The 26,598-nt window shown below is 71.6% G+C and carries 29 protein-coding genes; 14 read left to right on the top strand and 15 right to left on the bottom strand.

From position 1 onward, the window contains the following. Window positions 1-43 precede the first annotated feature (43 nt). From FHX81_RS14115 to FHX81_RS14105, 3 genes are all read left to right on the top strand, one after another. Window positions 44-1,528 (top strand): chitinase, encoded by a 1,485-nt coding sequence (locus FHX81_RS14115; RefSeq protein WP_141978597.1) that lies wholly within the window; start codon window positions 44-46, stop codon window positions 1,526-1,528. Between the two features lie 143 nt (window positions 1,529-1,671). Beyond that, the gene (locus FHX81_RS14110; protein WP_141978595.1) at window positions 1,672-2,709 is read left to right on the top strand and encodes an NAD(P)H-dependent flavin oxidoreductase; all 1,038 of its coding nucleotides are present in this window, start codon (window positions 1,672-1,674) and stop codon (window positions 2,707-2,709) included. A gap of 17 nt (window positions 2,710-2,726) precedes the next feature. Further along, the gene (locus FHX81_RS14105) at window positions 2,727-4,367 is read left to right on the top strand and encodes a DUF885 domain-containing protein (RefSeq protein ID WP_141978593.1); all 1,641 of its coding nucleotides are present in this window, start codon (window positions 2,727-2,729) and stop codon (window positions 4,365-4,367) included. Here FHX81_RS14105 and FHX81_RS14100 read toward each other — a convergent pair. Next, a complete protein-coding gene (locus tag FHX81_RS14100; protein WP_141978591.1) occupies window positions 4,341-5,774 on the bottom strand; it encodes an amino acid permease in 1,434 nt (477 codons plus the stop codon). The two genes, FHX81_RS14105 and FHX81_RS14100, sit on opposite strands and share 27 nt — an antisense overlap. A 121-nt stretch (window positions 5,775-5,895) precedes the next feature. Further along, complete coding sequence (locus tag FHX81_RS14095) at window positions 5,896-6,864, bottom strand: quinone oxidoreductase family protein (RefSeq protein ID WP_141978589.1); 969 nt, start codon at window positions 6,862-6,864, stop codon at window positions 5,896-5,898. 68 nt (window positions 6,865-6,932) lie between these two features. Here FHX81_RS14095 and FHX81_RS14090 point away from each other — a divergent pair, with 68 nt between their 5' ends. Genes FHX81_RS14090 through FHX81_RS14080 form a run of 3 tightly spaced genes read left to right on the top strand, consistent with a single transcriptional unit; the run spans window position 6,933 to window position 7,876 of the window. Beyond that, complete coding sequence (locus tag FHX81_RS14090; RefSeq protein ID WP_141978587.1) at window positions 6,933-7,169, top strand: hypothetical protein; 237 nt, start codon at window positions 6,933-6,935, stop codon at window positions 7,167-7,169. 12 nt (window positions 7,170-7,181) lie between these two features. After that, window positions 7,182-7,610 (top strand): guanyl-specific ribonuclease, encoded by a 429-nt coding sequence (locus FHX81_RS14085; protein ID WP_141978585.1) that lies wholly within the window; start codon window positions 7,182-7,184, stop codon window positions 7,608-7,610. Next, window positions 7,607-7,876, top strand: a complete 270-nt coding sequence (locus FHX81_RS14080) for a barstar family protein (protein WP_141978583.1) — start codon at window positions 7,607-7,609, stop codon at window positions 7,874-7,876. The genes FHX81_RS14085 and FHX81_RS14080 overlap by 4 nt, the downstream gene beginning before the upstream one ends. On the opposite strand, the gene FHX81_RS14075 is transcribed toward FHX81_RS14080, so the two are convergent. Beyond that, complete coding sequence (locus tag FHX81_RS14075) at window positions 7,873-8,664, bottom strand: enoyl-CoA hydratase-related protein (protein ID WP_141978581.1); 792 nt, start codon at window positions 8,662-8,664, stop codon at window positions 7,873-7,875. The two genes, FHX81_RS14080 and FHX81_RS14075, sit on opposite strands and share 4 nt — an antisense overlap. 62 nt (window positions 8,665-8,726) lie before the next feature. Between FHX81_RS14075 and FHX81_RS14070 the strand changes: the two genes are divergently transcribed. Next, the gene (locus FHX81_RS14070) at window positions 8,727-9,347 is read left to right on the top strand and encodes a DJ-1/PfpI family protein (protein WP_141978579.1); all 621 of its coding nucleotides are present in this window, start codon (window positions 8,727-8,729) and stop codon (window positions 9,345-9,347) included. Between the two features lie 11 nt (window positions 9,348-9,358). Further along, on the top strand, window positions 9,359-9,829 hold the full coding sequence (locus FHX81_RS14065) for a MarR family winged helix-turn-helix transcriptional regulator (RefSeq protein ID WP_246107809.1): 471 nt from the start codon (window positions 9,359-9,361) through the stop codon (window positions 9,827-9,829). Window positions 9,830-9,832: 3 nt separating this feature from the next. Here FHX81_RS14065 and FHX81_RS14060 read toward each other — a convergent pair whose 3' ends face one another. The 11 genes from FHX81_RS14060 to FHX81_RS14010 all read right to left on the bottom strand — a co-directional run bounded on the left by FHX81_RS14060 (window position 9,833) and on the right by FHX81_RS14010 (window position 19,684). Further along, window positions 9,833-10,621: a hypothetical protein gene (locus FHX81_RS14060; RefSeq protein ID WP_141978577.1), complete on the bottom strand. Its 789-nt coding sequence runs from the start codon at window positions 10,619-10,621 to the stop codon at window positions 9,833-9,835. 11 nt (window positions 10,622-10,632) lie between these two features. Next, a complete protein-coding gene (locus FHX81_RS14055; protein WP_141978575.1) occupies window positions 10,633-11,340 on the bottom strand; it encodes a helix-turn-helix domain-containing protein in 708 nt (235 codons plus the stop codon). Window positions 11,341-11,435: 95 nt separating this feature from the next. Next, the gene (locus tag FHX81_RS14050) at window positions 11,436-12,161 is read right to left on the bottom strand and encodes a sirohydrochlorin chelatase (RefSeq protein ID WP_141978573.1); all 726 of its coding nucleotides are present in this window, start codon (window positions 12,159-12,161) and stop codon (window positions 11,436-11,438) included. Beyond that, window positions 12,158-13,030, bottom strand: a complete 873-nt coding sequence (locus FHX81_RS14045) for an ABC transporter permease (protein WP_141978571.1) — start codon at window positions 13,028-13,030, stop codon at window positions 12,158-12,160. Before FHX81_RS14045 ends, FHX81_RS14050 begins: the two co-directional genes overlap by 4 nt. Beyond that, window positions 13,017-13,805, bottom strand: a complete 789-nt coding sequence (locus FHX81_RS14040) for an ABC transporter ATP-binding protein (protein WP_141978569.1) — start codon at window positions 13,803-13,805, stop codon at window positions 13,017-13,019. The genes FHX81_RS14045 and FHX81_RS14040 overlap by 14 nt, the downstream gene beginning before the upstream one ends. A gap of 21 nt (window positions 13,806-13,826) precedes the next feature. Next, entirely contained in the window at window positions 13,827-14,888 is a 1,062-nt protein-coding gene (locus FHX81_RS14035; RefSeq protein WP_141978567.1) for an ABC transporter substrate-binding protein, read from the bottom strand. A 14-nt stretch (window positions 14,889-14,902) separates the two neighbouring features. Beyond that, window positions 14,903-16,246, bottom strand: a complete 1,344-nt coding sequence (locus FHX81_RS14030; RefSeq protein ID WP_141978565.1) for a sulfate adenylyltransferase subunit 1 — start codon at window positions 16,244-16,246, stop codon at window positions 14,903-14,905. Next, on the bottom strand, window positions 16,247-17,152 hold the full coding sequence (cysD, locus tag FHX81_RS14025) for a sulfate adenylyltransferase subunit CysD (RefSeq protein WP_246107808.1): 906 nt from the start codon (window positions 17,150-17,152) through the stop codon (window positions 16,247-16,249). It lies immediately after the preceding gene. Further along, window positions 17,149-17,850 carry a phosphoadenylyl-sulfate reductase gene (locus FHX81_RS14020; protein ID WP_141978561.1) on the bottom strand — a complete coding sequence of 234 codons (702 nt, stop codon included), beginning with the start codon at window positions 17,848-17,850 and terminating at the stop codon, window positions 17,149-17,151. The genes cysD and FHX81_RS14020 overlap by 4 nt, the downstream gene beginning before the upstream one ends. Then, window positions 17,847-18,005, bottom strand: a complete 159-nt coding sequence (locus FHX81_RS42025) for a hypothetical protein (RefSeq protein WP_015098919.1) — start codon at window positions 18,003-18,005, stop codon at window positions 17,847-17,849. The genes FHX81_RS14020 and FHX81_RS42025 overlap by 4 nt, the downstream gene beginning before the upstream one ends. Then, window positions 18,002-19,684 (bottom strand): nitrite/sulfite reductase, encoded by a 1,683-nt coding sequence (locus FHX81_RS14010; protein WP_141978559.1) that lies wholly within the window; start codon window positions 19,682-19,684, stop codon window positions 18,002-18,004. Before FHX81_RS14010 ends, FHX81_RS42025 begins: the two co-directional genes overlap by 4 nt. A gap of 292 nt (window positions 19,685-19,976) precedes the next feature. On the opposite strand from FHX81_RS14010, the gene hemW reads away from it, so the two are divergent. From hemW to FHX81_RS13980, 6 genes are all read left to right on the top strand, one after another. After that, the gene (gene hemW / locus FHX81_RS14005; protein WP_141978557.1) at window positions 19,977-21,191 is read left to right on the top strand and encodes a radical SAM family heme chaperone HemW; all 1,215 of its coding nucleotides are present in this window, start codon (window positions 19,977-19,979) and stop codon (window positions 21,189-21,191) included. 115 nt (window positions 21,192-21,306) lie between these two features. Continuing rightward, window positions 21,307-22,329, top strand: coding sequence for a heat-inducible transcriptional repressor HrcA (gene hrcA / locus FHX81_RS14000; protein WP_141978555.1), 1,023 nt, complete (start codon window positions 21,307-21,309; stop codon window positions 22,327-22,329). An 82-nt stretch (window positions 22,330-22,411) separates the two neighbouring features. Continuing rightward, a complete protein-coding gene (gene dnaJ, locus FHX81_RS13995) occupies window positions 22,412-23,560 on the top strand; it encodes a molecular chaperone DnaJ (RefSeq protein ID WP_141978552.1) in 1,149 nt (382 codons plus the stop codon). Beyond that, window positions 23,557-24,291, top strand: coding sequence for a 16S rRNA (uracil(1498)-N(3))-methyltransferase (locus FHX81_RS13990; RefSeq protein ID WP_141978550.1), 735 nt, complete (start codon window positions 23,557-23,559; stop codon window positions 24,289-24,291). Before dnaJ ends, FHX81_RS13990 begins: the two co-directional genes overlap by 4 nt. A gap of 47 nt (window positions 24,292-24,338) precedes the next feature. After that, window positions 24,339-25,169 (top strand): alpha/beta hydrolase family protein, encoded by an 831-nt coding sequence (locus FHX81_RS42845; RefSeq protein ID WP_170232045.1) that lies wholly within the window; start codon window positions 24,339-24,341, stop codon window positions 25,167-25,169. A 174-nt stretch (window positions 25,170-25,343) separates the two neighbouring features. Next, window positions 25,344-25,685, top strand: coding sequence for a histidine triad nucleotide-binding protein (locus FHX81_RS13980; RefSeq protein ID WP_141978547.1), 342 nt, complete (start codon window positions 25,344-25,346; stop codon window positions 25,683-25,685). 3 nt (window positions 25,686-25,688) lie between these two features. On the opposite strand, the gene FHX81_RS13975 is transcribed toward FHX81_RS13980, so the two are convergent. Continuing rightward, window positions 25,689-26,477 (bottom strand): GNAT family N-acetyltransferase, encoded by a 789-nt coding sequence (locus tag FHX81_RS13975; protein WP_141978545.1) that lies wholly within the window; start codon window positions 26,475-26,477, stop codon window positions 25,689-25,691. Window positions 26,478-26,598: the final 121 nt, after the last annotated feature.

Here is a 26,598-nt window from a genome sequence, read left to right as displayed (position 1 = left end):
CCTGCGCTGGGCTTTGGCCGCCGACGAGAACGTGGAGGTGGACGTGGTTTCGAGGACGAGACGCGCACTGGGCGCGGTGCTGGCGGGTGTGCTGGCCATCGCGGGCCTGACCCTGGTGGTCGTGGGCAGCGCGTCGGCCGCCAACCTGGTCGCCAACCCCGGGTTCGAGGGCGGCACGGGCGGGTGGACGTGCAGTGCCGCGGCCACCGCGGCGACCACGACCAAGCGCAGCGGCACGCACGCCATGGCGGGCACCCCGGCGGGTCAGGACAACGCGCGCTGCTCGCAGACGATCCCCGTGCAGGCCAACACCGCCTACAAGCTGTCCGCGTGGGTCCAGGGGACCTACGTCTACCTCGGCGTGACCGGCACCGGCAGCGGAGACAAGAGCACCTGGACGCCGGGCTCGGCGGGCTTCAGCCAGCTCTCGATCGACTTCACCACCGGCGCGAGCACCAGCGTCACGATCTTCGTGCACGGCTGGTACGGCCAGCCGACGTTCTACGCCGACGACGTGAGCCTCGACGGCCCCGGCACGCCGCCGACGAGCACGACCACCAGCACGACGACGACCACCACGACCACCACGACCACCACGACGACGACCACCACCACCACGACCGGGAACCCGAACCCGACGCTGCCCAAGCACGCGCTCACCGGCTACTGGCACAACTTCGACAACGGCTCGCGCCTGCTCAAGCTCGCCGACGTGCCCACCACGTACGACATCGTGGCCGTCGCGTTCGCCGACGCCACCACCACGCCGGGCGCGGTCGCGTTCACCCTCGACCCGACGCTGTCGAGCAAGCTCGGCGGCTACACCGACGCCCAGTTCAAGGCCGACGTGCGCACGCTGCAGAACCGGGGCCAGAAGGTGATCATCTCGGTCGGCGGCGAGAAGGGCACGATCAGCGTCGGCAACTCCACCGCCGCGACCAACTTCGCCAACAGCGTGAAGTCCCTGATCGCGAACTACGGGTTCGACGGCGTGGACATCGACCTGGAGAACGGCGTCAACGCCACTTACATGGCGCAGGCGCTGCGCGCGATCCACGCGGGCGGCGGCAAGGTGATCGCGATGGCGCCGCAGACCATCGACATGCAGTCCACCGGCCAGGAGTACTTCAAGCTGGCGCTGGCCGTGAAGGACATCCTCACCGTCGTCAACATGCAGTACTACAACTCCGGCACGATGCTCGGCTGCGACCAGAAGGTCTACGCCCAGGGCACGGTGGACTTCCTGGTCGCGCTGGCCTGCATCCAGTTGCAGAACGGCCTGCGCCCCGACCAGGTCGGCCTGGGCCTGCCCGCCTCGCCGTCGGGCGCGGGCGGCGGCTACCAGTCGCCCGCCAACGTGAACCGGGCGCTCGACTGCCTGGCCAAGGGCACGAACTGCGGCTCGTTCAAGCCGGCGCAGACCTGGCCCGGCATCCGCGGCGCGATGACCTGGTCGATCAACTGGGACGCGTCCAACAGCTGGCAGTTCGCCAACACGGTCGCACCGCACCTGGACACGCTGCCGTAAGCCCGATCGCACGACACACCGCTCCCGAACGGAGGACTCCCGTGAGAGTCCTCCGTTCGGGACGCGTGTGTCGTACGTCGGGAACACCCGGGTTCAGCGTTCGGAACACGCCGTCCGGCGGTCGCGCGGGTTAGGGTCGCGCCATGCTGGACCGACTCGAAGTGCCCGTCATCGCCGCGCCGATGGCCGGTGGCGCGTCCACACCCGCGCTCGTGGCCGAGGTCGGCCGGGCGGGCGGCCTCGGCTTCCTGGCGGCCGGCTACCTGTCCGTCGAGGCGCTCGCCGAGCGGATCACCGCGACGACCGCGCTGACCGACCGGCCGTTCGGCGTGAACCTGTTCGTCCCCGGTCCCCGCTCCACCACCGACCTGTCCGGCTACCGCGAGCGCGTCGCGGCGCAGTCCCCGACCGAGCCGGGCGAGCCGCGCTGGGACGACGACTCCTACGCGGCCAAGCTGGAACTCGTGATGGCGCTGCGCGTTCCGGTGGTCTCGTTCACGTTCGGCCTGCCCAACCCCGAGGACGTGCACCGGCTGCACGCGGCCGGCGCCACGGTCGTCGTCACGGTCACGACGCCGCAGGAAGCCGCGCAGGCGGCCCAGGTCGGCGCGGACGCGCTGTGCGTGCAGGGCAGCGACGCGGGCGGCCACCGCGGCACGTTCGCCGACGACGGCGTCTCGCCCGGCGGCGGTGAGCTGTACGGTGTGCTGGCCGCGTTGCGGCTGGTGCGCGCGAAGGTGGACCTGCCGCTGATCGCGACCGGCGGGCTGGTGCACGGCGCGGACGTGGCCGCCGTGATCACCGCGGGCGCGGTCGCGGCGCAGCTCGGCACCGCGTTCCTGGCCACGCCGGAGGCGGGCACGTCCGCCGCGCACCGCCAAGCCCTCGCGGAGGGCACCCGTCGCACAGCGCTGACCAGGGCGTTCAGCGGACGTCCGGCGCGCGGCCTGGTGAACCGGTTCCTGGTGGAGAACCAGGATCGGGCGCCCGCCGCGTACCCGGAGGTGCACCACCTGACCAAGCCGGTGCGCGCGACCGGCGACCCGGAGCTGATGTCGTTGTGGGCCGGGCAGACGTACGCGTTGGTCCGACCGGCCCCGGCGGCCGAGGTGGTGGCCCGGTTGGTCGCCGAGGCGCGCCAGGCCCTTTCCGTCGCGATCACGCGCATTTCCCCGGTGTAGCACCACAGAATGTCGGCGTGACCACCGCGCGCGAACTCGCCGACGAGATGTTGACCCTGGTCCTGGACGCCGATCCCGTCATGGCGACGTTGCTGGGAATCCCCGGCTGGGACAACCGGCTGCCGGACCCCAGCGCGGACGCCGAACGCGTGCTGCGCTCCCGTGCCGGGGACATCGCGCGGCGCGCGCGTGGCGGGGATGACGACCCGGTGACGCGTGCGGTGGTCGTGGAGCAGGCGTGGGGGCTGGTGCACCGGCTGGACGCGCACCTCGTCGAGCACACCCACGCCGAAGGCCTCACCGCGCCGCTCGCGGTGCTGCTGGCGGCGTTACCGCTGGTGCGGCCGTCGGACGACGAGGCGCGCAAGGCGTACCTGACCCGGCTGTCCGCGCTGCCCGGCTACCTGGACGCGCTCACCCGAAGACAGCGGGACACGGTGCGCCGCCCGCTGCGGCACCTGGTGGAAGCCGCCGTCCACCGCCTCGACCGCTACCTCGCCGAGGCCGACGACCCGCTGGGCGTTCCGCTGCGCGACACCCCGTTCGCCGCGGTGTGCGCCCGGCTGCTGCACGAGACCGTGCGGCCGGCCGTCACCCGCTACCGCGACTTCCTGCGCGCCGAGGTGGTCGGCCGCGGCCGCGGCGAGGACCGGCCCGGCCTGTGCTGGCTGCCCGACGGCGACCTGATCTACGCGGACCTGGTCCGCACGTACACCACGACCGGCCACACGCCCGAGGAGCTGCACCGGATCGGCCTGGCGCTGGTCGAGGAGCTGGACCGGGAGTACGAGGAGATCGGCGGCCGGGTGTTCGGCCCGATGTCGGCCGCCGGCGTGCGCGCCCGCCTGCTCGGCGACCCGGAACTGCGCTGGACCAACCCCGAGGACATGGTGGCGGTGGCGGCGGCGACGATCGCCCGCGCCGAACAGGTCGCGGGGGAGTGGTTCGGCACGGTGCCGCGGGCCCGGTGCGAGGTCGAGGCGGTGCCCGAGGCGGAGGCGCCGACCGCGCCGCTGGCCTACTACGTCGACCCGGCGATGGACGGTTCCCGGCCGGGCACCTACTACGTCAACACCCACCGGTCCGAGCTGCGCGAGCGGTTCAGCGCCGAGTCGACCGCGTTCCACGAGGGCGTGCCGGGCCACCACTTCCAGATCTCGCTGGCCCAGCGGCTCGACGACCTGCCGCTGCTGCGCCGGTTCGCGTCCATCGAGGCCTACCTGGAGGGCTGGGCCCTCTACACCGAGCGGTTGGCCGACGAGATGGGCCTCTACAGCGACGACCTCGCCCGGCTGGGCATGCTGTCCGGCGACTCGCTGCGCGCCGCGCGCCTGGTGGTCGACACCGGGCTGCACGCGATGCGCTGGACCCGCCGGCAGGCCGTGGACTACCTGCGCGCCAACGCCGTCATGCCGGACGTCGACATCTTCTCCGAGGTCGACCGGTACATCGAGAACCCCGCGCAGGCGCTGTCCTACATGGTGGGGCGGCTGGAGATCCAGCGCCTGCGCGGCGAGGCGGAGCGGAGGCTGGGCGACCGCTTCGACATCAGGGCGTTCCACGACCTCGTGCTCGGCGGCGGGCCGTTGCCGATGGCCGTGCTCGCCGACGTGGTCGACGGGTGGTGCGGCTCAGTCCTCGGTGTTGTTGAGGACTGACTTCCGCTTGCTGTAGGCGAAGTACACGACCAGTCCGATGAGGAACCACATGCCGAAGCGCAGCCAGGTCTCCGGGGCCAGGAACGTGATCAGCCACAGCGAGAACACCACGCCGATGATCGGCACGACCGGCATGCCGGGCGTCTTGAACGTGCGCGGCAGGTCCGGCTGCTTGTACCGCAGCACGATCACCGCGACGCAGACCACCACGAACGCCAGCAGGATGCCGATGTTGGTCAGCTCGGCGGCCTCGGCGATGGGCAGGAAGCCTGCGATGACGGCGGAGGCGACGCCGAGCACCCACGTGGTGCGCGTCGGCACGTGCTTGACCGGGTGGGTCTTGGCGAACCACTTCGGCAGCAGGCCGTCGCGCGACATCGAGTAGCCGACCCGCGCCGCGCCCATCAGGAACGTGAACAGCACCGTCGTGATGCCCAGCACCGCGCCGACGGAGATGATGATGCCCAGCGCCGGCAGTCCGATGTCCGCGAACGCCGAGGCGAACGCGCTCTCCGCGTCCACGTCCTTGTAGTTGACCATGCCGGTCAGCACGAGGCAGGCCAGCACGTACAGCACCATCGAGACGGCCAGCGAGTAGATGATCGCCTTCGGCATGTGCTTCTGGGAGTCCTTGGACTCCTCGGCGGCCGTGCTCATGGCGTCGTAGCCGAACACCGCGAAGAACACCGTGGCCGCGCCGGTCAGCGCACCGGAGATGCCGAACGGGAAGAACGGGTTGTAGTTGTCGGTGTTGATGTGGAACGCGCCGACGACGATCACCAGCAGCACCACGGCGACCTTCAGGTACACCAGGGTCGTCTCGAAGCGGGCCGCGTTCTTCATGCCCATGTTGAGCACGAACGCGATCAGCAGGCACAGCAGCACGGCGAACAGGTTGACCTTGTAGCTGCCCGCCGCGACGTCACCGGTCTCGGTGCCGGGCGCGCCGAGCATCCACACCGGCAGGTCGAGGCCGAGCAGGTTCAGCAGCTCGTTGAAGTAGCCGCTGATGCCGATCGCCACCACGGCCACGATCGCGGTGTACTCCAGCAGCAGGTCCCAGCCGATGAACCAGCCGACGATCTCGCCGAGCACGGCGTAGCCGTAGGTGTAGGCCGAGCCCGCCCTGGGGATCAGGCCGGCGAACTCCGCGTAGGAGAACGCGGCGGCGGCGCTGGCGATGCCCGCGACGAGGAACGAGATCAGCACGGCCGGGCCCGCGGTCTTGTTGGCCACGGCCCCGGCCAGCGAGAAGATGCCCGCGCCGATGATGCCGCCGATGCCGATCGCGGTGAGCTGCCACAGCCCCAGCGTCCGGGTCAGCGCTGTCTTCTCGTCACTGATCTGCTCGATCGGCTTGCGGCGGAACACGCCGCTGCCCCGGCCGAATCCGTCCTGCACCGTCATCGTCCAGCTCCCTCGGTGGATTGGTGTGCGGCGAACCGTACGCCGGTCGACTGCCACCGGGTTTGTTCGATTGCACCATTCGAGGGAGCGGTTTTTGTGCGGCCGTACGGATTGACGAAGCTCAGCCGCGGGCGAAGACGATCTTGCCGGCGGTCTCGCCGTCGAGCATCGCGCGCAGGCCCTCCTCGACCCGCTCGAACGGCAGCTCGGCGCCGATCTGCGGGCGCAGGCCGGTGAGGTCGCAGAACGACAGCAGGTCGCCCAGCTCCTCGCGCGTGCCCATGGTCGAGCCGACGACCCGCAACTGGAGGAAGAACAGCCGGGGCAGCTCGGCCGCCGACGCGTCACCGCTGGTCGCACCGGAGATGACCAGCGTCCCGCCCGGCTTGAGCGCCTTCATCGAGTGCGACCAGGTGGCCTTGCCGACGGTCTCGAACACCGCGTCCACCCGTTCGGGGAGCCGGGCGCCCGACTCGAACGCCTGGTGCGCGCCCAGGCTCTCGGCCAGCGCCCGCTTCTCCTCGGTGCGGCCGGTCACCCACACCCGGAAGCCCGCCGCGCGGCCCAGTTGCACCAACGCGGTCGAGACGCCGCCGGACGCGCCCTGCACCAGCATCGTCTGGCCCGGCCGCAGGCCCGAGTTCACGAACAGCATCCGGTACGCGGTCAGCCACGCCGTGCCCATGCACGCCGCCTCGGCGAAGCTCAGCCCCGCGGGCTTGGGCAGCGCGTTGCGCTTCGGGACCACGACGTGGTCGGCGAACGTGCCTTGGTGCTTCTCGGTGAGCAGCGTGCGGCGCGGGTCCAGCGTCTCGTCACCGGACCAGTCCGGGTCGCCGATCACCGAGTGCAGCACGACCTCCGTGCCGTCCTCCAGCACGCCCGCGCCGTCGCACCCCAGGATCATCGGGAACTGCTCCGGCTTGATGCCCACGCCGCGCAGCGTCCACAGGTCGTGCATGTTCAGGCTCGCCGCTTTCACGGCCACCTTCACCCAGCCCTCCGGTACCTCGGGATCCGGTCGTTCGCCCACGCGCAGGGCGGCGATCGGGTCTTGCGGGCTCGGCTCGGCTGCGTAGACGGCGAACATGCGGGCAACTTACCGACTGGTAGTGATCCGTGTGCGGTGAAGCGCGTCACGCGACTACGCTCGACGGTGTGGTGGACGCGGTCGAGCAGTGGTGGGACGGGGTCGAGCTGTGGCTCGCGCAGCTGGCCTTCCCGTTCCAGTTCGCGCTGCTCATGTGCGTGCTGCTGCCGTTGTCGCTGGGCCTGGCCCGGCTGATCGACCGGGTCGTGGACAACGCCTCGACCAGGTTCAACCCCGTGCCGAAGGTGCCGCCGGCGGCGGAGCAGGAGCAGCCCCGGAAGGTGGAGGCGGGCGAGCCTTCGTAGGCTCTGCAGACCGTGACTCCCGCCCGGCGGCTCTCCGTCGCACTGCTCGGCCTGATCGCGCTCGTCGTGGTCGGCTACTTCGCCAAGGACCTCACCGGCACGTCGTCGCCACCCCCGCCGCCCGCGGTGTCGGGCGTGCCGGGCGCCGACTCCGGGTTGCCGGTCGAGTCGCTGTCGAGCCTGCCCGCGCAGGTGAAGGACACGTGGGAGCTGATCGCGCGGGGCGGGCCGTTCCCGTACCCGCGCAACGACGGCGTGACGTTCCAGAACCGCGAGAAGCGGCTGCCCGCCAAGCCGTCCGACTACTACCGGGAGTACACGGTGCCGACGCCGGGCAGTGACGACCGAGGGGCGCGGCGACTCGTGACGGGGTCGTCCGACGAGGTGTACTACACGGGTGACCACTACCGGTCGTTCGTGGTCGTGGACGTGAGCGCATGACCCACCGGCACGTGGTGCGGCGGGGCGCGCACTCGAAGGAGGCGGCCATCGGGGCGATCGCGGACGCGCTGAGCTTCCCCGACTGGTTCGGGCACAACCTGGACGCGCTGTACGACTGCCTGACCGACCTGTCGTGGCTGCCCGAGGGCGAGCACGTGCTGGAGTGGGAGGGCGGGAACGCCGACGTGGAGGCCGTGCTGGCGGACGCGGCCGCCCGAACCGCCGAACTGGGCGACCGCGTCCTCACGGTCGTCTACACGGACTAGGCCTCGGCGCCGGCTCCCCCGGCGGGGACCCAGGAGGGCTTGCGCTTGCCGACGAACGCGGCGATGCCCTCCTGGCCCTCGGGACCGCCGAAGTGCCGTGCGGACAGGGCCAGCATGTCGGCGAACACCTCGCCCAGCTCACTCGACCGGGGCTCCCGGAGCATCCGCTTGGTGGCGGCCAGGGCGTTGGGCGCGCCCAGCGCGAGCATGTCGGTGTAGCGGGTGACCTCGGCGTCGAGGTCGTCGGCGGGCACGGCCGAGTTGATCAGACCGATGGCCGCGGCCCGCGGCGCGGCGAACGTCTCGCCGGTCAGGAACAGCTCGTGCGCGGCACGGGGGAGCAGGCGGGGCAGCACCGTCACCGAGATGACGGCGGGCACCACGCCGATGCGGACCTCGCTGAACGCGAACGTCGCCGTGTCCACCGCGACCGCGATGTCGCACGCCGCCACCAGGCCCACACCGCCCGCTCGCGCCGGGCCGGCCAGGCGGGCGACCACCGGCTTCGGGCTGGTCCAGAGCTGCTCGAGGATCGCCGGGAACTCGTTGACCCCCTGCTCGTCGGCGCTCGCGCCGCCCGCCTCCTTGAGGTCCATGCCGGAGCAGAACACCGGTCCGGTGTGGCTCAGCACGATCACGCGCACGGCGTCGTCGGCCGTCGCGGTCTTGAGGTGCCCGGTCAGCTCGGCGCGCAGCCGGGCGGACAGGGCGTTGCGGTTGTGGGGGGAGTCCAGCGTGATCGTCGCGATGCCACGCCGCACCTCGTAGTGGACCAGCTCGTCTGCCATGGACGGCACTCTACGATCCCGTCGTAATTGACAGTGTTCTGTCAAAATGACAGGATACTGTCATGACAAGGACGGTGCACCTCGCGCTCTACGACACGCTGGCGGACTGGGAGTTCGGCCACGCGACCGCGCAGATCAACACCCCGGACTTCCAGAAGGAGCCCGGCCGGTACCGGGTGCGGACCGTCGGTGCGACGCTCGACCCGGTGACGTCCCTCGGCGGCCTGCGGATCACGCCGGACCTGGCGCTGACCGACGTCGACCCGGCGGACAGCGCGATGCTGATCCTGCCCGGCGCGGCGACGTGGGAGAGCGGTGGCAACGCGGTGTTCGCGACGGCGGCGCGGCGGTGGCTGGACGCGGGCGTGCCGGTGGCGGCGATCTGCGGTGCGACGATCGGCCTGGCCGCCGAGGGCCTGCTGAACTCGCGTGCCCACGGTGGCAACGCGGTCGAGCAGTTGGCGGCCGTGCCGGGGTACACCGGTGCGGCGTTGTTCGGCTCCGAGCGCGCGGTGCGGGCCGACGGACTGATCACGGCCGGTGCGGCGTCGGCGCTGGAGTTCGCGCGGGAGATCTTCGCGGAGCTGGACCTGTACGAGCCGGCCGTGCTGGAGGCGTGGTACGGGCTGTACCGGACGGGCGACCCGGCGTGGTTCGGCAAGCTCGTCGCCGCCGTCTCGTGAGCGAGCGTCTCGTGAGCGAGGTTGAGCCGGGGGTCGAGCCGCGCACCGAGGCGGGTGACGTGCTGACCGAGGTCATCATGCGCACGTTCCGCCTCTACGGCGGCTTCCTGGAGGCGGCGGAGGTGATGACGAAACCGGTCGGCCTGACCGCCGCGTGGTGGCAGGTGCTGGGCGCCGTGCTGCGGCAACCGCTGCCGGTGTCCGGCATCGCCCGCGAGATGAGCCTGACCAGGCAGAGCGTCCAGCGCATCGCCGACCTGCTGGTGGCGAAGGGCCTGGCCGAGTACCTGCCCAACCCGGCCCACAAGCGCGCCAAGCTCCTCCGCCCGACCACCTCGGGCTACACCGCCGTCTCCCGCCTGGCCCGGGCCCAGCACGCCTTCACCAACCGCATCTCGTCCCACGTGGACCTGGCCGACCTGCGCACCACCCTGACCGTCATGGACCGCCTGGTGGAGGCCCTGGACGCGGAGGACTTGTAGCAGTCACTCGGCGCCATAGCCGTGACGCAGCACGTCCCAGGTCAGTCGAGCGTCCTCCGCGTCCTCCCCGGCACCCGACCAAGCGGCATGCGCCGGATCGTCGAGGACCGCCGCTTGGTCGAGATGGCCCTCGGGTGGCACCGGGCCGAGCGCTTCGAGGATGTCGCTGGGATCTTCGACCACCGAAGCCAGGAATGCGAGATCGAGGAGATGTCGCGAGTTGAAGGCCTCTGCGGGACGTGAACGTGCATGGTCGCCGTACGCGGCTGTCTTGATCGCCAAGGCTCGTGCCAGGTCGGGCACCACGATGTCGGCTGTTCGCCCACCATGGGTCGCTTTGATGACAACGCGGTGGAGCAGTGCCTGGCGACCACCGTAGACGGGAACGGTCCGACCCGGAGGCGTGGTCTCCAGGTTCGGGGGCGGCTTCACTCCGGCAGGAGCCAGCACATCGACCTGCTCCCCGTTGGGGCCGAGGTACCGGTGCGTCGACTCGATCGGGCTGTCCGGCGCGACCTTGTAGCCCAACTGAGCCAGTACGTCCACGGCTTCTTTGAGTGACGACGGCTGGATCTCGACGTTGAACAGCACGTCTACGTCACTGGTCACCCGGATCGGTCGTCGTCCCGCGACTGCACCGTGGAGGTAGACCATGATGCCGCCGATCACGACGTGTTCGGCGGGTAGTCGCTCGGAGAGCGTGAGAAGTGCGGGCCACAACGCGTCGTCGTGCAGTCGTGGCAAGTCCGCTGAGCCGAGGACGGGCAGCTCCGGCCACCTGTCGGAAATCATGCGCCGACAGGCTAGTCGACCTTCCCCAGCAACTCGGCCGCAGCGCGGCGGGACCGGTCGTCACCGAGGTCCAGCAGATCGGCCGCTGCTGTTCCGCGCGATACCGTGACCTCGGCGAACACCTGTGCCACGACGGCGGGTGGAAGGCTGTCCGGCACCACGTGGATCACCACATCGGGTGAGGTCGACTGCCAACCGATACCTTTCATGGCCCGCAACGCGGCGAAAGCCGCCGGAGTGGTGTACCACTCATCAGGTTCGCCCTCCGGCAGCACCAGGTTGGCGCCGTGCAGCCGGGCCGCCCACTGGCCGCCGACCGCGACACCGGTCAACGACCGGACCCGCTTGCGCGCGGGGCCGGGCATCCGCACGCGGTGCACCTGAGCCCGGCCGGCCAGCAGCCGAGGCCACTCCGACAGGGGTCGGCGGGCGTACCGCCGGGCCCGGACCAGCTCCGACGAGGACACCCAGTGCGGCTTCAGGTCCGAGACGAGCGACAACACCGCCCACGCCATCGATGGTGACAGCGGTCGTCCGGCCGTCGGTTTGATGACGTTCGCCCGACGGGTGACCGCCTCGGCTTGCACCAGCACGTCCCGCCCGGGGCTGATCGCTTCGAGATCTCCGGAGCGGACGAGTTCACGGACGCGCTCGGGCGAGACCCGCAGCCGCTCGGCAGCTGCGCGGACTGTGATCCAGTCCCGGAGTCCTTCCGCCATTAACGCCTCCAGCCAGCGACGACTTACACAATACCCCGCGCAGTGGGGGGTATTGTGCGTCGACTTCAGGTTGTGCGCAGACCTTCAGGAGGAGATCACGCGGAGGCGGCGAGGGGAGCCAGGGCCGAGTGGTAGCGGTGGAGGATCAGTTCGGCGACTTCCGGGTCCGGGCCCAGCGGTGGGGCGATGATCGCGTCGCCGGCCAGGCGGGTGACGCGGTCCGGGAGGAAACCCGGGGCCAGGAACCACGACGCCACGGCGATGCGGCGGGCGCCGCGGGCGCGCAGGCGGGCGACGGCGGTCGGCACGTCAGGCTGCGCGGTGGCGGCGAAGGCGGGCTCGACGCCCGCCCAGCCGGAGCCCGCGGCCCAGCGCGCGGCGATGGACGAGACCAGCGCGTTGGCCGGGGCGTGCGACGAGCCCGCGCCCGCCAGCACCACGCCCAGCGTGCGGTCGCGGGAGCGGATGCCCACCGAGGCCAGCCGGCGCAGCGCCGCCGACTCCAGCCGGGGGTCCGGTCCGAGCACGTCGGCGATCGACACGTCGAAACCCGGCAGCCGCGTGTCCGCCACGGCACCGGGCACGTCCACCCGGGCGTGGAAAGCCTTGCCCAACAACAACGGCACCACCACGGCCGAGCGGTGACCGTCCGCGTGCACCCCTCGCAGCACGTCACCCAACAACGGCACCGAGAGGTCCAGGAACGACCCCCGGACGTCCAACGACGGGGCCAACGCCCGCACCACGTCCAACAACTGGTGCACGACGGCCGCCGACCGCGGATCACGGCTGCCGTGCGCCACGGCCACCAACGCGGTCACAGCGCACCCGTCAATCCGCGCGCGCGCAGCACCGCCCGCTCCAACGGCCGGAACACCAGCAGCTCGATCCCCACGCCCACCAGCAGGATGAGGAAGATCGCCGCGATCACCATCGAGATGTCGTTCAACGCCGACCCGTTGTGCAGGTACTGCCCCAGCCCCTCACCCAACTGCGGCGACGTGGCGATGATCTCCGCCGCCATCAGCGACCGCCACGAGAACGCCCAGCCCTGCTTCAACCCGGCCAGGTACCCCGGCAGGGCGGCGGGCAGCAGGATGTGCCGCGCCGCCGCGACCCGGCTCGCGCCCAGCGCCTGACCGACCCGCGGCAGCAGCGGCGGGACCTGGTCGACACCCGACACCAGGCCGTTCGCGATCGAGGGCACGGAACCCATCAGCACGACGAAGTAGATGGTCGCGGGCGTCGCGCCGAACCACAGGATGCCCGCCGGCACCCACGCCACCGACGGCAGCGATTGCAGGCCGGTCAGCAACGACCCGATGGCCGCGCGCACCACCCGCACCTTCGCGATCAGCAACCCCAGCGGCGTGGCGATCACCACGGCGGTGAGGAACCCGAGCACGGCGCGGCTCACCGAGGTCCACAGCACCTCGAACGCCCGGCCGGTCTGGATCGCCTCCGCCACCGCCGCCCACACCGACGCAGGCGACGGCAGCTGGTACTCCGGCCAGAACGCCAGCGCCCACAGCGCCTGCCACACGCCCAGCAGCAGGGCGAACGCGATCAGCGGCGGCACGGCGGTGCGGACGAACCGCTTGCGGAACGACGGCCGCCGCTCGCCCGACGGCGCGTCGAGCGCGTCCAGCCCGGCGCCGACCGCCGCGAGGTCCGTGTCAAGCTGCGGCATGACCGCTGATCACCTCTCGCAGGTGGGCCGTGATGTCCTCGATCACGGCGGGCTCGTCGCAGTCCACGGTGGACCACTCGCGCACCACGCGGCCCGGCCGGGACGACAGCAGCACGACCCGCTGACCCAGCCGCACGGCCTCGCGCACGTCGTGCGTGACGAACACGATCGCCGTCGCCGTCTCCCGCCACACCCGCACCAGCTCCGCCTGGAGCACGTCGCGGGTGATGGCGTCCAGCGCGGCGAACGGCTCGTCCATCAGCAGCAGGCCGGGCGTGTTGTCCTCGGCGCTGCCCAGCGTGGAGGCCAGCGCACGGGCCAGCGCCACGCGCTGCCGCATGCCGCCGGACAGCTCGTGCGGGCGCTTGTGGCCCGCGCCGACCAGCCGCACCAGCGACAGCAGCTCGCTGGCCTTCTCCCGCCGCGGCCCCCGCTTCACGCCCGCGAGCCGCAACGGCAGCTCGACGTTGCGCGCGGCGGTCAGCCACGGCATCAGCGCGGCCTCCTGGAACATCACGGCGGGCCGTGACGTGGTCAGCTCGATGCTGCCGGAAGTGGGCGCGTCCAGCCCGGCGACCAGGTTCAGCAAGGTCGACTTGCCGCAGCCGGACGCGCCCAGCAGGCACACGAACTCGCCCGGCGCGACCGACAGGTCGACGCCGTCGAGCGCGACGACGCCGGCCGGGCCGTGGCCGAAGACCTTCCGCACCCCGGACAAGGTCACCGCGGCGTCCACGTCGGACACGGCCGCTGGGGTCTCAAGCGTGGCGGTCATGGTGTGCCTGCCTTCCTCGAGTTACTTCTTGTCCAGCCCGGCGGTGTCCACGGTCGGCTTGCCCGCCGCCGTGAGCACCTTGTTCAGCAACGTGAAGTCGGCGAGCCCGGCCACGTCCGCGGCCTCCTTCGCCACGCCCGCGGTCACCGCGTCCTCCGCCAGCTGCGGGAAGCTCTTGGCCTGCGGGTCCACCGTCAGCTCGATGTTGTCGAACGCCCGGTCCAGCACCGCGTCGCCGAGCGCCTTGCCGGTGAGCTGCTTCAACGCGGCGTTGACCACCTGCTTGGCCTCGACCTCGTTGTCCAGCGCGAAGTCGGTCGCCGCGAGGTGGCCCCGCAGCAGCGCCTCCACCGTCTGCGGGTGCTCGGCGAGGAACTCGGCGCGCACGAGGACGACGGTGGTCGGGAACCTCCCGCCCTCCCACAGGTCCTTCTCGTCCAGCAGCACCTTCGCGCCCGCGTCGAGCACGAGCCGTGACGACCACGGCTCCGGCGCCCACGCGCCCTGGATGTCGCCGCGCTTGAACAGGTCGAGCGACTGCGAGTTCTCGACGTTGGTCACCTGCACGTCGAGCTTCTCGTCGGCCAGCCACTTCTTCAGCGCGACGTCCTGCGTGTTGCCGAGCTGCGGGGTGGTGAGGACCTTGCCGTTCAGGTCGGCGGGCGAGGTGATCTCGGGCTTGACCACTAGCTGCGCGCCGCCGGAGGTGGCGCCGGCGACCAGCCGGACCGCCTCGCCGCCCGACTTGGCGTAGGCGTTGATGGCCGGGCCGGATCCGATGAACGACACGTCCAGTGAGCTGCCCAGCAGCGCGTTGACCGCGTCCGGGCCGGCGTTGAACGTCTGGGTCGTGAGCTTGGTGCCGCCGAGCTCCTTGGCGAAGAAGCCCTTGTCCACGCCGATCAGCGCGGCGGCGTGGGTGACGTTGGGGAAGTAGCCGAGGCGGACCTCCGCCGCGGCGCCCTGGTCCTGGGCGCCGGCGGTGGAGTCCTCGCCGCGGTCGATCCGGGAGCACCCGGCTAGTGCCGTGAATGCGGTCAGTACTGCCAGTGACGTGGTCAGGAAACGGCGTTTGGTGCTCACGATCGGGAGACCTCTCAGGGACCGGGGGACACGAGGGCGTGGCTGTCGGGTTGGGCGGCGTCGCCGCCCTCGGTACAGCTCTCCACGCCGTCCACCTCCGGCAGCGGGGCACCCACGAGCCCTGCCGCCAACGTGCTGCCGTCGGCGGCGTCGATCACCAGGAACGCACCCGTGCGGCGGTCCTTCGCGTAGTCGTCCACCGGGATCGGCTCGGCCGTGCGGACCGCGACCTGGCCGATCTCGTTGAGGCTCAGCGAGCCGGGCGCGTCGGTGCTGGCGAGCTTCTGCTCGTCGAACCGGGTGCGCAGCTCGGTGACGATCGCCTGCACGGTCCGCGTGCCGTGCTTGACCAGCACCCGGGCGCCCGGCGTCAGCGCCTTCTCCGACAGCCAGCACACCGTGGCCTCGAACTCGTCGGTCACCGTCGGCTGGTCGCCCGCGGCGGAGATCAGGTCGCCGCGGGAGATGTCGAGGTCGTGCGCCAGCAGCAGCGTCACCGACTGGCCCGAGGAGGCTTCCGGCAGCGGGCCGTCGGCGGTGTCGATGCCGGTGACGGTGGACCGCAGGCCGGCGGGCAGCACGGCGATCTCGTCGCCGACCCGCACGGTGCCCGCCGCGACCTGGCCCGCGTAGCCGCGGTAGTCCGGGTGCTCGGCGGTGCGCGGGCGGATCACGTACTGGACCGGGAAGCGGAACGGCGCGTCGTGCGCGTCCGGCTCCACCGGCACCGACTCCAGGTGCTCCAGCAGCGTCGGGCCGTCGTACCAGGGGGTCCGCGTCGAGCGCTCCACCACGTTGTCGCCCGCCAGCGCGGACACCGGGATCTCCACCACGGCGTCCTCGGCGTACCCGAGGGCGGTGGCGTGCGCGGTGAACTCCTTGGCGATGCGGGAGAACGTGACCTCGTCGAAGTCCACCAGGTCGATCTTGTTGACCGCCAGCACCAGGCGCGGCACGCCCAGCAGCGCCAGCACGGCCGCGTGCCGCCTGGTCTGCTCGATGACGCCCTTGCGCGCGTCGACCAGCAGCACGCCGAGCTGGGCGGTGGACGCGCCGGTCACCGTGTTGCGGGTGTACTGCACGTGGCCGGGGGTGTCGGCCAGCACGAACGAGCGCTTGGGCGTGGCGAAGTAGCGGTACGCCACGTCGATGGTGATGCCCTGCTCGCGCTCCGAGCGCAGGCCGTCGACCAGCAACGACAGGTCGGGCGTGGTCAGGCCGCGGTCGGCGCTGGCGCGGTGCACCGCGTCGAGCGTGTCGGCCAGCACCGACTTGGTGTCGTACAGCAACCTGCCGACCAGCGTGGACTTGCCGTCGTCCACGCTGCCCGCCGTCGCCAACCTCAACAGGTCGCTCATCTAGAAGTAGCCCTCCCGCTTGCGGTCTTCCATGGCGGCCTCGGACAGCCGGTCGTCCGCGCGGGTCGCGCCGCGCTCGGTGAGCCTGCTGGCCGCCACCTCGGCGATGACGGCGGAGATGTCGGTGGCGTCGGACTCGACCGCGCCGGTGCACGACCCGTCGCCGACGGTCCGGTAGCGGACGGTCTTCTCGATCTTCCGCTCGCCCTCGCGCGGACCGCCCCACGGGCCTTCCGCCAGCCACATCCCGTCGCGCAGGTACACCTCGCGCCGGTGGGCGTAGTAGATCGACGGCAGCTCGATGCCCTCCCGGGCGATGTAGTGCCACACGTCCAGCTCGGTCCAGTTGGACAGCGGGAACACGCGGACGTGCTCGCCCGGGCGGTGCCGGCCGTTGTAGAGGTTCCACAGCTCCGGGCGCTGCCGGCGCGGCTCCCACTGGCCGAACGCGTTGCGCAGGCTGAAGATCCGCTCCTTGGCGCGGGCCCGCTCCTCGTCCCGGCGACCGCCGCCGAACACCGCGTCGAACCTGTGGTTGGTGATCGCGTCCAGCAGCGGCACGGTCTGCAACGGGTTGCGGGTGCCGTCGGGGCGCTCGGCCAGCCGGCCGTCGTCGATGTAGTCCTGCACCTTGGCGACTTCCAGCCGCAGCCCGTGCTGCGCCACGACCTTGTCGCGGAACTCGATGACTTCCTCGAAGTTGTGCCCGGTGTCCACGTGCAGCAGCGGGAACGGCACCGGCGCGGGCCAGAACGCCTTCACCGCCAGGTGCAGCAGCAGGGTCGAGTCCTTGCCGCCGGAGAAGAGGATCACCGGCCGGTCGAACTCGCCCGCCACCTCGCGGAAGATGTGGATCGCCTCGGACTCCAGGCGGTCCAACGTGTCCAGAGCTGTCGCGGTGGTCATCCGTGCAACCCGCATTCGGTCTTGGCCAGCCCGGCCCACCGGCCGCTGCGGGCGTCGGCGCCCGGCAACGGCTTCGCGGTGCACGGAGCGCAGCCGATGGAGGGGTAACCCGCCTGCACCAAGGGGTTCTCCAGGATCCCGTGCTCGGCGATGTAGGCGTTGAACTGCTCGTCGGACCAGGGCGCGATCGGGTTGACCTTCACCAGCCCGTTGCGGTCGTCCCACTGGACGATCGGCGTGTTCGCCCGGGTCGGCGCGTCCACGCGGCGCACGCCGGTGACCCACGCGTCGTAGTTCTTCAGGGTCCGCTGGAGCGGGATGACCTTGCGCAGTTGGCAGCACCGGTTCGGGTCGGTCCGGTTCAGCAGGCCGAACTCGGCCTCCTGGTCGGCCACCGACTGCTCGGCCGCGGCGTTGACGATGTGCACCTCGGGGTAGACCAGGTCGACGGCGTCCCGCGTGCCGATGGTCTCGGCGAAGTGGTAGCCGGTCTCCAGGAACAGCACGTCCACGTCCGGCTTGACCTTGGCGGCGAGGTCGACCAGGACGGCGTCCTGCATGTTCGACGCGACGATCCAGCTCTCGCCGAACGTGCGGGCGGTCCACGCGAGCGCCTCTTCGGCACTGGCATCCGCCAGCTCGACCGAAGCGGCCTCGGCGATCACCTTCAGTTCCTCGACCCGGGTGGGGGCGGTCATCGCTGCACCTCCTGAGGAAGGTTGAGACCAACGAACTTCACGGTGAACACGCGGCGGCAGGAGGCGCAGAGCCACGAGTAGCTCGGCTCCTCCTGCGGACGGAGGTCCTCGTCGCCGCAATACGGGCAGTAGAAGGGCGTAGCGCGCTCGCTCATTTCAGGTCCGCCTCGTCCGCGCGGGCGACCCACTGCGCGAACCGCTCGTCCGCCTCGCGCTTGGCGACGAAGTTGCGCACCACCCGCTCGACGTAGTCCGACAGCTCGGCGGCGGTGACCTTGTGGCCGCGCAGCTTGCGGCCGAACCCGGCGTCCAGGCCGAGCCCGCCGCCCAGGTGCACCTGGAAGCCCTCGACCTGGTTGCCGTCGGCGTCGGTGACGATCTGGCCCTTGAGCCCGATGTCCGCGGTCTGGATGCGGGCGCACGAGTTGGGGCAGCCGTTGATGTGCACGGAGATCGGCTCGGCGACGCCCGCCACGACGTCGGCCAGCCGGGACTCCAGCGCGGCCACCAGCTCCACCGCGCGCGCCTTGGTCTCGACGATCGCGAGCTTGCAGAACTCGATGCCGGTGCACGCCATCACGCCCCGCCGCCACGGCGACGGCTCGGTCTGCAACCCCAGCTTCGCCAGGTCCGCCTGGAGGGTCTTCACCTCGGCCTCGGGCACGTCCAGCACCACGAGCTTCTGCTGCGGCGTGAGCCGCACCCGGCCCGAACCGGCCCGCTCGGCCACCTTGGCCACCTCGACCAGCGTGGAACCGGACACCCGGCCCGCGATCGGGGCCGCGCCGACGTAGAACAAGCCGTCCTTCTGCTTGTGCACGCCGATGTGGTCGCGCGGGACCGCGGGGTTCTCCGGCGCGGGGCCGTCGATCATCTTCCGCTTGAGGTACTCGGTTTCGAGCACTTCCCTGAACTTGTCGACGCCCCAGTCCGCGACCAGGAACTTGATCCGGGCCCGGTGCCGCAGCCGGCGGTAGCCGTAGTCGCGGAAGACGCTGATCACGCCCTCCCACACCTCCGGCACCTCCTCGGACGGCACCCAGGCGCCCAGCCGCTTGCCGATCATCGGGTTGGTGGACAGGCCGCCGCCGACCCACAGGTCGAAGCCCGGGCCGTGCTCCGGGTGGTCCACGCCGACGAACGCCACGTCGTGGATCTCGTGCGCCACGTCCGGCAGGCCCGAGATCGCCGTCTTGAACTTGCGCGGCAGGTTCGAGAAGCGCGGGTCGCCGATGTAGCGGCGCAGGATCTCGTCGATCGCGGGCGTGCCGTCGACCACCTCGTCCGCCGCGATGCCCGCCACCGGCGAGCCGAGGATCACGCGCGGGCTGTCGCCGCAGGCCTCCATCGTGGTCAGGCCCGCGTCCTCCAGCTTCCGCCAGATCGTCGGGACGTCCTCGATGCGGATCCAGTGGTACTGCACGTTCTGCCGGTCGGTGATGTCGGCCGTGTCCCGCGCGTAGGTCTGGGACAGCTCGCCGATCAGGGCGAGCTGCTGCGTGGTGAGCCGGCCGCCGTCGATGCGGACGCGCAGCATGAAGTACTCGTCGTCCAGCTCTTCGGGCTCCAACGTGGCCGTGCGGCCGCCGTCGATGCCCGGCTTGCGCTGGGTGTACAGGCCGTACCAGCGGAAACGGCCACGCAGGTCGGCCGGGTCGATCGAGTCGAAGCCGCCGTGGGCGTAGATGTTCTCGATCCGCGACCGGACGTTGAGCGGGTTGTCGTCCTTCTTGCTCCGCTCGTTCGGGTTCAACGGCTCGCGGTAGCCCAGCGCCCACTGTCCCTCACCTCGGCGCTGCTTGGTGCGCTGAGGCGTCGTCGTCGGGGGGACCATCCTCGTCCTCCGGGGATTCGGGGCGCTGGTGCGCGTGCGAGTCCCGGTGGAGCCGTGGTGGGGGTCTCGTCAGCGCACCCGGCGCCGACGGGAACAAAAAGGCAGGCGCGGGTTATGCCGAACGACGGCACATCGCGCTGGAGACACGCCGGAAGTCGACGTGGCGGCGGACCACCAGGCGCACTCCGGTCGATGTCATGTCAGTCAGCGTGCCACGCGTCCATCTCGTGGTCCACCGCCATCCGCATCGTGGGACGGGGTTGCGCCGCTGGTAGATGGGACAATGGGAGGCATGCCCTCCGCTCTGCCGATCGGTGACCCCGCGCCCCCCGACGGCTCCCTGCCCGCGTCCGCGCTCACCGGTCTGGGTGACCGCCCGTTCGGGGTGTACGTGCACGTCCCGTTCTGCGCGACCCGGTGCGGCTACTGCGACTTCAACACCTACACCGCCGGTGAGCTGGGCACTTCCGCCTCGCCGGCGTCCTGGCTGGAGGGGCTGCGGCGGGAACTGGACCTCGCGGCGTCCGTGCTGGGCGACCCGCCGGCGGCGGACACGGTGTTCGTGGGCGGTGGCACACCGTCGCTGCTCGGCGCAACGGGGTTGGGCCAGGTGCTCGACGCGGTGCGGTCCTCGTTCGGCCTCTCGGCGGGCGCGGAGGTGACCACGGAGTCCAACCCGGAGTCCACGTCGCCGGAGTTCTTCGCCGCCATCCGTGACGCGGGTTACACCCGGGTGTCGCTCGGCATGCAGTCGGCCGCCCGCCACGTGCTGGCCGTGCTGGACCGCGCGCACACCCCCGGTCGCCCGGTGGCCGCCGCGCGGGAGGCCCGCACGGCCGGGTTCGACCACGTGAACCTCGACCTCATCTACGGCACGCCGGGGGAGACCGTCGCGGACCTCCAGGCGTCGTTGGACGCCGTGCGCAGCGCCGGTGTCGACCACGTGTCGGCGTACGCGCTGATCGTGGAGGAGGGCACGGCACTGGCCCGCCGGGTGCGGCGCGGCGAGCTGCCGATGCCGGACGACGACGTGCTGGCGGACAAGTACGAGCTGATCGACGCGGCCATGACCGCGCAGGGCCTGACCTGGTACGAGGTGTCGAACTGGGCGGCGTCGGCCGAGGCCGCGTGCCGGCACAACCTGCTGTACTGGCAGGGCGCCGACTGGTGGGGCGCGGGCCCCGGCGCGCACAGCCACGTCGGCGGCGTGCGCTGGTGGAACGTCAAGCACCCGGCGAAGTACGCCGAACTGCTGGCCGCCGGCACGTCACCCGCCGTCGGCCGCGAGCTCCTCGACGACGACGACCGCCGGGTGGAACGCGTGCTGCTGGAGCTGCGCCTGGCCACCGGCCTGCCGCTGGACGGCCTCGACGCCGACGGGCAGGCCGAGGCCAAGTCCGCCGCCGCCGACGGCCTGCTGGACCACACCGCCCTCGACCTCGGCCGCTGCGTCCTCACCGACCGGGGCCGCCTGCTCGCCGACGCGGTCGTGCGCCGGCTCACCTGACCACCGGGCCCGCTCCGGCGCCGCACCGAAGCCCGGCGAACGGTTTTTCCGATCCGGGCCGCAAGCTCCGTAAACTCAAGGTGAAGCAGCTCGGTCCGTCCTGGAGGTGACGTGCGTGAACGCCGATGAGCGCCGGTTCGAGGTACTGCGCGCGATCGTCGCCGACTACGTGTCGAACCAGGAGCCGGTCGGTTCGAAGGCCCTGGTGGAGCGGCACAACCTGGGCGTGTCGAGCGCGACGGTCCGCAACGACATGGCGTCGCTGGAGGAGGACGGGTACATCACCCAGCCCCACACCAGCGCCGGCCGCGTGCCCACCGACAAGGGCTACCGACTGTTCGTGGACCGGCTCAGCGAGGTCAAGCCGCTGTCCACGCCCGAGCGCAAGGCCATCCAGAACTTCCTCGAAGGCGCCTACGACCTCGACGACGTGCTGCGCCGCAGCGTCCGGCTGCTGGCCCAGCTCACCCGGCAGGTCGCCGTCATCCAGTACCCCACCCTGAGCCGCTCCACGGTCCGGCACATCGAAGTGCTCGCCATCACACCGGCCCGGCTGATGCTGGTGCTGATCACCGACACCGGCCGCGTCGACCAGCGCTCGGTCGACCTCGGCGACGTGATCACCGAGGACAACGTGGCCCGCATCCGGTCCATGCTCAACGGCGCCATGGTCGGCAAGCGCCTGTCCGACGCCTCGGCCGAGGTCGCGAAGCTGCCCGGCGACGCGCCCGGTGACCTGCGCGACATCGTGCTGCGGGTGAGCACGGTGCTGATCGAGTCGCTGGTCGAGCACCCCGAGGAACGCCTGGTGCTGGGTGGCACGGCGAACCTCACCCGCAACGTGGCAGACTTCCCGGGTTCCCTGCGCCAGGTGCTGGAGGCGCTGGAGGAGCAGGTCGTGGTGCTCAAGCTGCTCGCCTCGGCCCGCGACCCCGGCCGGATCCTGGTGCACATCGGCGAGGAGAACGAAGCGGCCGAGATGCGCAGCACCTCGGTCGTGTCCATCGGCTACGGCAGCCGGGACAACCTGCTCGGCGGCATGGGCGTGGTCGGGCCGACCCGCATGGACTACCCCGGCACGATGGCGGCGGTGCGAGCGGTCGCCAACTACGTGGGGGAGATCTTGACCGGACGGTGACGGCGGGGGAACACCGCGGTCCCGCAGGACGTTTCGCAAGCGAGCGAGCGCGTGACGAAGCGCGTTCGCAGGAGGAAACACGGTGGCGAGGGACTACTACGGCACGCTCGGGGTCTCCAAGAACGCGACTCCCGACGAGATCAAGCGCGCCTACCGCAAGCTCGCGCGGCAACTGCACCCCGACGTCAACCCCAACGAGGAAGCGCGCTTCAAGGAGGTGACCGCCGCCTACGAGGTCCTGTCGGACCCCAAGAAGCGGCAGGTCGTCGACCTGGGCGGCGACCCGTTGGAGCCGGGCGGCGGTGGCGGCGGCATGCGCGACCCGTTCGCGGGGTTCGGTCTCGGCGACATCATGGACGCGTTCTTCGGCGCGGGCGGCGGTGGCGGACGAGGTCCGCGCAGCCGCGTGCAGCCCGGCTCGGACGCGCTGATCCGGCTGTCGATGACGCTGGAGGAGTGCGCGGCGGGCGCGTCGCGCGAGTTGACCGTGGACACGGCGATCCTGTGCGACCGGTGCGTGGGCAGCGGCTGCGCCGAGGGCTCGTCCCCGGTGCGCTGCGACACGTGCGGTGGTCGTGGCGAGGTCCAGTCCGTGCAGCGCTCGTTCCTGGGCCAGGTCGTCACGGCCCGGCCGTGCCCGGTCTGCCGCGGCCTCGGCGAGGTCATCCCCGACCCGTGCCAGCAGTGCGCGGGCGAGGGCCGGGTGCGCTCGCGGCGCACCATCTCGGTGCAGATCCCGGCCGGTGTGGCCGAGGGCATGCGGGTGCGGCTCGCGGGCCAGGGCGAGGTCGGCCCCGGCGGCGGGCCCGCGGGCGACCTGTACGTCGAGGTCGAGGAGGTGCCGCACGAGATCTTCGAGCGTGACGGCGCGAACCTGCACTGCTCCATCCGCATCCCGATGACGACCGCCGCCCTGGGCGCGGTGCTGCCGCTGCAGACGTTGGACGGCGACGAGGAGCTGGAGATCGAGCCCGGCACCCAGCCGAACACCGAGCTGGTGCTCACCGGGCGCGGCATGCCCCGGCTGCGGTCCAGCGGTCGCATCGACGGTCGTGGCGACCTGCACGTGCACCTGGAGGTCGTGACGCCGACCAAGCTGGACGCCCGGCAGGTCGAGCTGCTGCGCGAGCTGGCCGTCGTGCGCGGCGAGGACGAGCCGACGCTCGCGCACAACGGCAAGGGCGGCGGCGGTCTGTTCTCGCGGCTGCGGTCCGGCCGCAACCACCGGTGACGCTGCCGGTCTTCCTGGTCGCCGCGCTGCCGCCCGGTGACGAGGCCGTCCTGGACGGCCCCGAGGGGCGGCACGCGGCCACCGTGCGCCGGTTGCGCGCGGGGGAGGAGCTGGTGCTCTCCGACGGCACGGGCGCGCAGGTGCGGTGCGTGGTGTCGGAGGCGTTCAAGGACTCCCTGCGGTTGCGCGTCGTGCAGCGGTGGGTCGTGCCCGAGCCGTCCGTCCGGGTCGTGGTGGCGCAGGCGCTGGTGAAGGGCGACCGGGGTGAGCTGGCCGTGGAGCTGGCCACCGAGGCGGGCGTGGACGGCGTCGTGCCGTGGCGCGCCTCGCGCTGCGTGACCAAGTGGGAGGACGGGCCGCGCGGGGCGAAGGCGCTCGAGCGCTGGCGCAGCACCGCCCGTGAGGCGGCCAAGCAGGCCCGCCGGGCCCGCGTGCCGTCGGTCGCCGAACCCGTTTCGACGTCCGGGCTGGTGCGGTTGGCGGCGTCGTCGGCGATCACTTTGGTTTTGCACGAATCCTCTTCCTCGGCCCTCGGATCGGTTCAGCTACCCGCCTCGGGTGATGTGCTGCTGGTCGTCGGGCCGGAAGGTGGCATCACCGACGAGGAATTGTCGACGTTGACCGGTGCCGGCGCGCACGTTGTGCGACTGGGACCCACCGTTCTGCGAGCGTCGACGGCCGCGGCGGTCGCTTTGGGTGCGCTGGGTGTGCTGACCGATCGCTGGCGGTAATCGGCCTTGCTCCCTTCTGGCGAACACCTGACATAGGGGTTACCCTCATGGCAGAGGGGCTGACTTGGCCTAACCGGGATCGCCCCTCCGCAGACCCGCCGGACACCTCCCCCCTCGGTCCGGCGCTCGCCGCGTCGCGGTGGGACGACCCCCAGGTCCCACCGCGACGCGGCCTCTTTTTTGCCTCCAAGGGGTTTCGATTGCGCATCGTCTACGGGCCGCACCCGAGCCAGTTCGGCGAGTTTTCCACGCCGCCCGGTGAATCGTTTCCGGTTGTCGTGGTAATCCATGGTGGTTTTTGGCACCAGCGTTACGGACTCGAACTCGGCCGCCCCTTGGCCGCTGACCTGGTCATTCACGGCGTGGCCGCGTACAACGTGGAGTACCGGCGGGTAACCGGGGGTGGCGGGTGGCCCGCGACCGGTGACGACGTGCTCGCCGCCATCGACGCCCTCGACCCGTCGTTCGGCCCGGTCGTCACGCTGGGTCACTCCGCGGGCGGGCACCTGGCCGTGTGGGCCGCCGCGCGCCACCCGCGCGTCGTCGGGGCCGTGGCGCAGGCCGGCGTCCTGGACTTCCTCCAGCACCCGGAGATCACCCGCCGTGCCGCCGAACTGCTGGGCGGCACGCCCGCCGAGGTGCCCGACCGCTACGCCGACGCCTCCCCGGCCGCCCAACTGCCCATCGCCAAGCCGCTCGTCCTGGTCCACGGCGAGGACGACGAGGACGTGCCGTTCGCCCAGAGCGAGGCGTTCGCCCGCGCCTCCGGCGCCGAGCTGATCGCCCTCCCCGGCACCGACCACATGTCCCTCGTCACCCCCGGCACCACCGCCTGGGCCACCTGCCGCACCGCCGCCCTCCGCCTGACCCGAACGTAGAACTCACCGGTCCCGAACGTTCGACACGCGGGACCCGAACGTTCGACTCTCGCGGAGGCCCTACCTCCACGCCGCGTGTGTCGAACGCTCAGGACCCGAGAGTCGAACGCTCGGGACCGGTGAGTTCAACGCTCGGGACGGCACGAGCCGGGTGGGTCGGTAGCCTGCGGAGCCATGTCCGACTGCCTGTTCTGCCGCATCGTCGCCCGCGAGATCCCGGCGACGGTGGTGCACGAGACCGACACCACGCTGGCGTTCCGCGACATCGCACCCCAGGCGCCGACGCACGTCGTGCTGGTGCCCAAGGTGCACGCGACCGACGCCGTCGCCCTGGCCGCCGCCGCGCCCGGCGTGCTGGACGACCTGTTCCTGGCCGCCGGCGAGGTGGCCAAGTCCGAGGGCGTCGCCGACGCCGGCTACCGGTTGCTGTTCAACACCGGTCAGGACGCGGGCCAGACCGTCTTCCACGCCCACCTGCACGTCCTCGGCGGACGGCGGCTCGGCCCGCTGGCCTGACGCCTAACCCAGGGCCTGCATCACCGGCGCCCACAGCCGCGCCCGGTCGCCGCCGAACGCACCCAGCACCATCAGGTCCGCGGTGAACCGCGGCACGACCCCGCGCGCCTCCAGCCACGCGCCCAACCTCGCGTCGCGCACGTCCACCCGCACCACCGCCCCGACCGCCACGTCCGCGACCAACTCCGCCGCACGCCCCGCCGACGGCGCCACGACCGGCCCCACCATCGTGACCGGGCCGTTCCGCCACGTCGCCACGAACCCGTCCTCGGCCACCCTGACCTGCGACGCGAACCCGAACAACGCCGCCCACATCGCCGACCGGTCGGCGCCGAACACCTCGGCGTCGACCGCCACCACCCGCGCCCGGTCCGCCGGTTCCGCCGGCCACGACGTGCCCGCGGCCGTCCCGCCGAACGCCCCGACGTGCGCGGTCACCGTCCCCACCGACCGGAACCCCAGCTTCTCGTACAACGGCTTGCCGTACGAAGTCGCGTGCAGCGACACCACCGGCGTCCCCGCGAACGCCAGCGCGTGCTCCACGAGCCGCCGCCCCAACCCGCGCCCGCCGTGGCTCGACGCCACCAGCACCATGCTCACCGCCGCGTGCTCGTCACCGAACCGGGTGACGATGGTCGTGCCCACCAGCCGATCGCCGTCGAACAGCCCGAAACCGGTTCCGACGCGCAACAGGAAGGCCCACTTCTCCCGCTCCTCGGGCCACCCCCGGTCCGCTGCGAGCCCGACGCAGGCGGGCAGGTCGTCGAGGGTGAGCGCGCGCAACTTCTCCACAGCTCCGAGTACACCCGCCGTGTCCAACCCGTTTCTTACTCCGGTGCGGACTGTCGGTGGGGGCGGCTAGCATCGGAACCGGTAGGTCGAATTCACGAGCACGGCGCGAACGCGCAGGAAG

The organism is Saccharothrix saharensis (assembly GCF_006716745.1).
GTDB lineage: Bacteria > Actinomycetota > Actinomycetes > Mycobacteriales > Pseudonocardiaceae > Actinosynnema > Actinosynnema saharense.
Note: the sequence above shows the minus strand (reverse complement) of the source record. Positions and strands in the feature narration are given on the sequence as shown.

Bases quoted from the DNA above. Each gene is read 5' to 3' on its own strand.
- FHX81_RS14110 (WP_141978595.1), top strand. From the start codon at position 1,672: ATGCTGGACCGACTCGAAGTGCCCGTCATCGCCGCGCCGATGGCCGGT.
- FHX81_RS14100 (WP_141978591.1), bottom strand. From the start codon at position 5,774: ATGACGGTGCAGGACGGATTCGGCCGGGGCAGCGGCGTGTTCCGCCGC.
- FHX81_RS14095 (WP_141978589.1), bottom strand. From the start codon at position 6,864: ATGTTCGCCGTCTACGCAGCCGAGCCGAGCCCGCAAGACCCGATCGCC.
- FHX81_RS14080 (WP_141978583.1), top strand. From the start codon at position 7,607: ATGACCCACCGGCACGTGGTGCGGCGGGGCGCGCACTCGAAGGAGGCG.
- FHX81_RS14075 (WP_141978581.1), bottom strand. From the start codon at position 8,664: ATGGCAGACGAGCTGGTCCACTACGAGGTGCGGCGTGGCATCGCGACG.
- FHX81_RS14070 (WP_141978579.1), top strand. From the start codon at position 8,727: ATGACAAGGACGGTGCACCTCGCGCTCTACGACACGCTGGCGGACTGG.
- FHX81_RS14060 (WP_141978577.1), bottom strand. From the start codon at position 10,621: ATGATTTCCGACAGGTGGCCGGAGCTGCCCGTCCTCGGCTCAGCGGAC.
- FHX81_RS14055 (WP_141978575.1), bottom strand. From the start codon at position 11,340: ATGGCGGAAGGACTCCGGGACTGGATCACAGTCCGCGCAGCTGCCGAG.
- FHX81_RS14045 (WP_141978571.1), bottom strand. From the start codon at position 13,030: ATGCCGCAGCTTGACACGGACCTCGCGGCGGTCGGCGCCGGGCTGGAC.
- FHX81_RS14040 (WP_141978569.1), bottom strand. From the start codon at position 13,805: ATGACCGCCACGCTTGAGACCCCAGCGGCCGTGTCCGACGTGGACGCC.
- FHX81_RS14030 (WP_141978565.1), bottom strand. From the start codon at position 16,246: ATGAGCGACCTGTTGAGGTTGGCGACGGCGGGCAGCGTGGACGACGGC.
- cysD (WP_246107808.1), bottom strand. From the start codon at position 17,152: ATGACCACCGCGACAGCTCTGGACACGTTGGACCGCCTGGAGTCCGAG.
- FHX81_RS14020 (WP_141978561.1), bottom strand. From the start codon at position 17,850: ATGACCGCCCCCACCCGGGTCGAGGAACTGAAGGTGATCGCCGAGGCC.
- FHX81_RS42025 (WP_015098919.1), bottom strand. From the start codon at position 18,005: ATGAGCGAGCGCGCTACGCCCTTCTACTGCCCGTATTGCGGCGACGAG.
- FHX81_RS14010 (WP_141978559.1), bottom strand. From the start codon at position 19,684: ATGGTCCCCCCGACGACGACGCCTCAGCGCACCAAGCAGCGCCGAGGT.
- hemW (WP_141978557.1), top strand. From the start codon at position 19,977: ATGCCCTCCGCTCTGCCGATCGGTGACCCCGCGCCCCCCGACGGCTCC.
- FHX81_RS42845 (WP_170232045.1), top strand. From the start codon at position 24,339: ATGGCAGAGGGGCTGACTTGGCCTAACCGGGATCGCCCCTCCGCAGAC.
- FHX81_RS13980 (WP_141978547.1), top strand. From the start codon at position 25,344: ATGTCCGACTGCCTGTTCTGCCGCATCGTCGCCCGCGAGATCCCGGCG.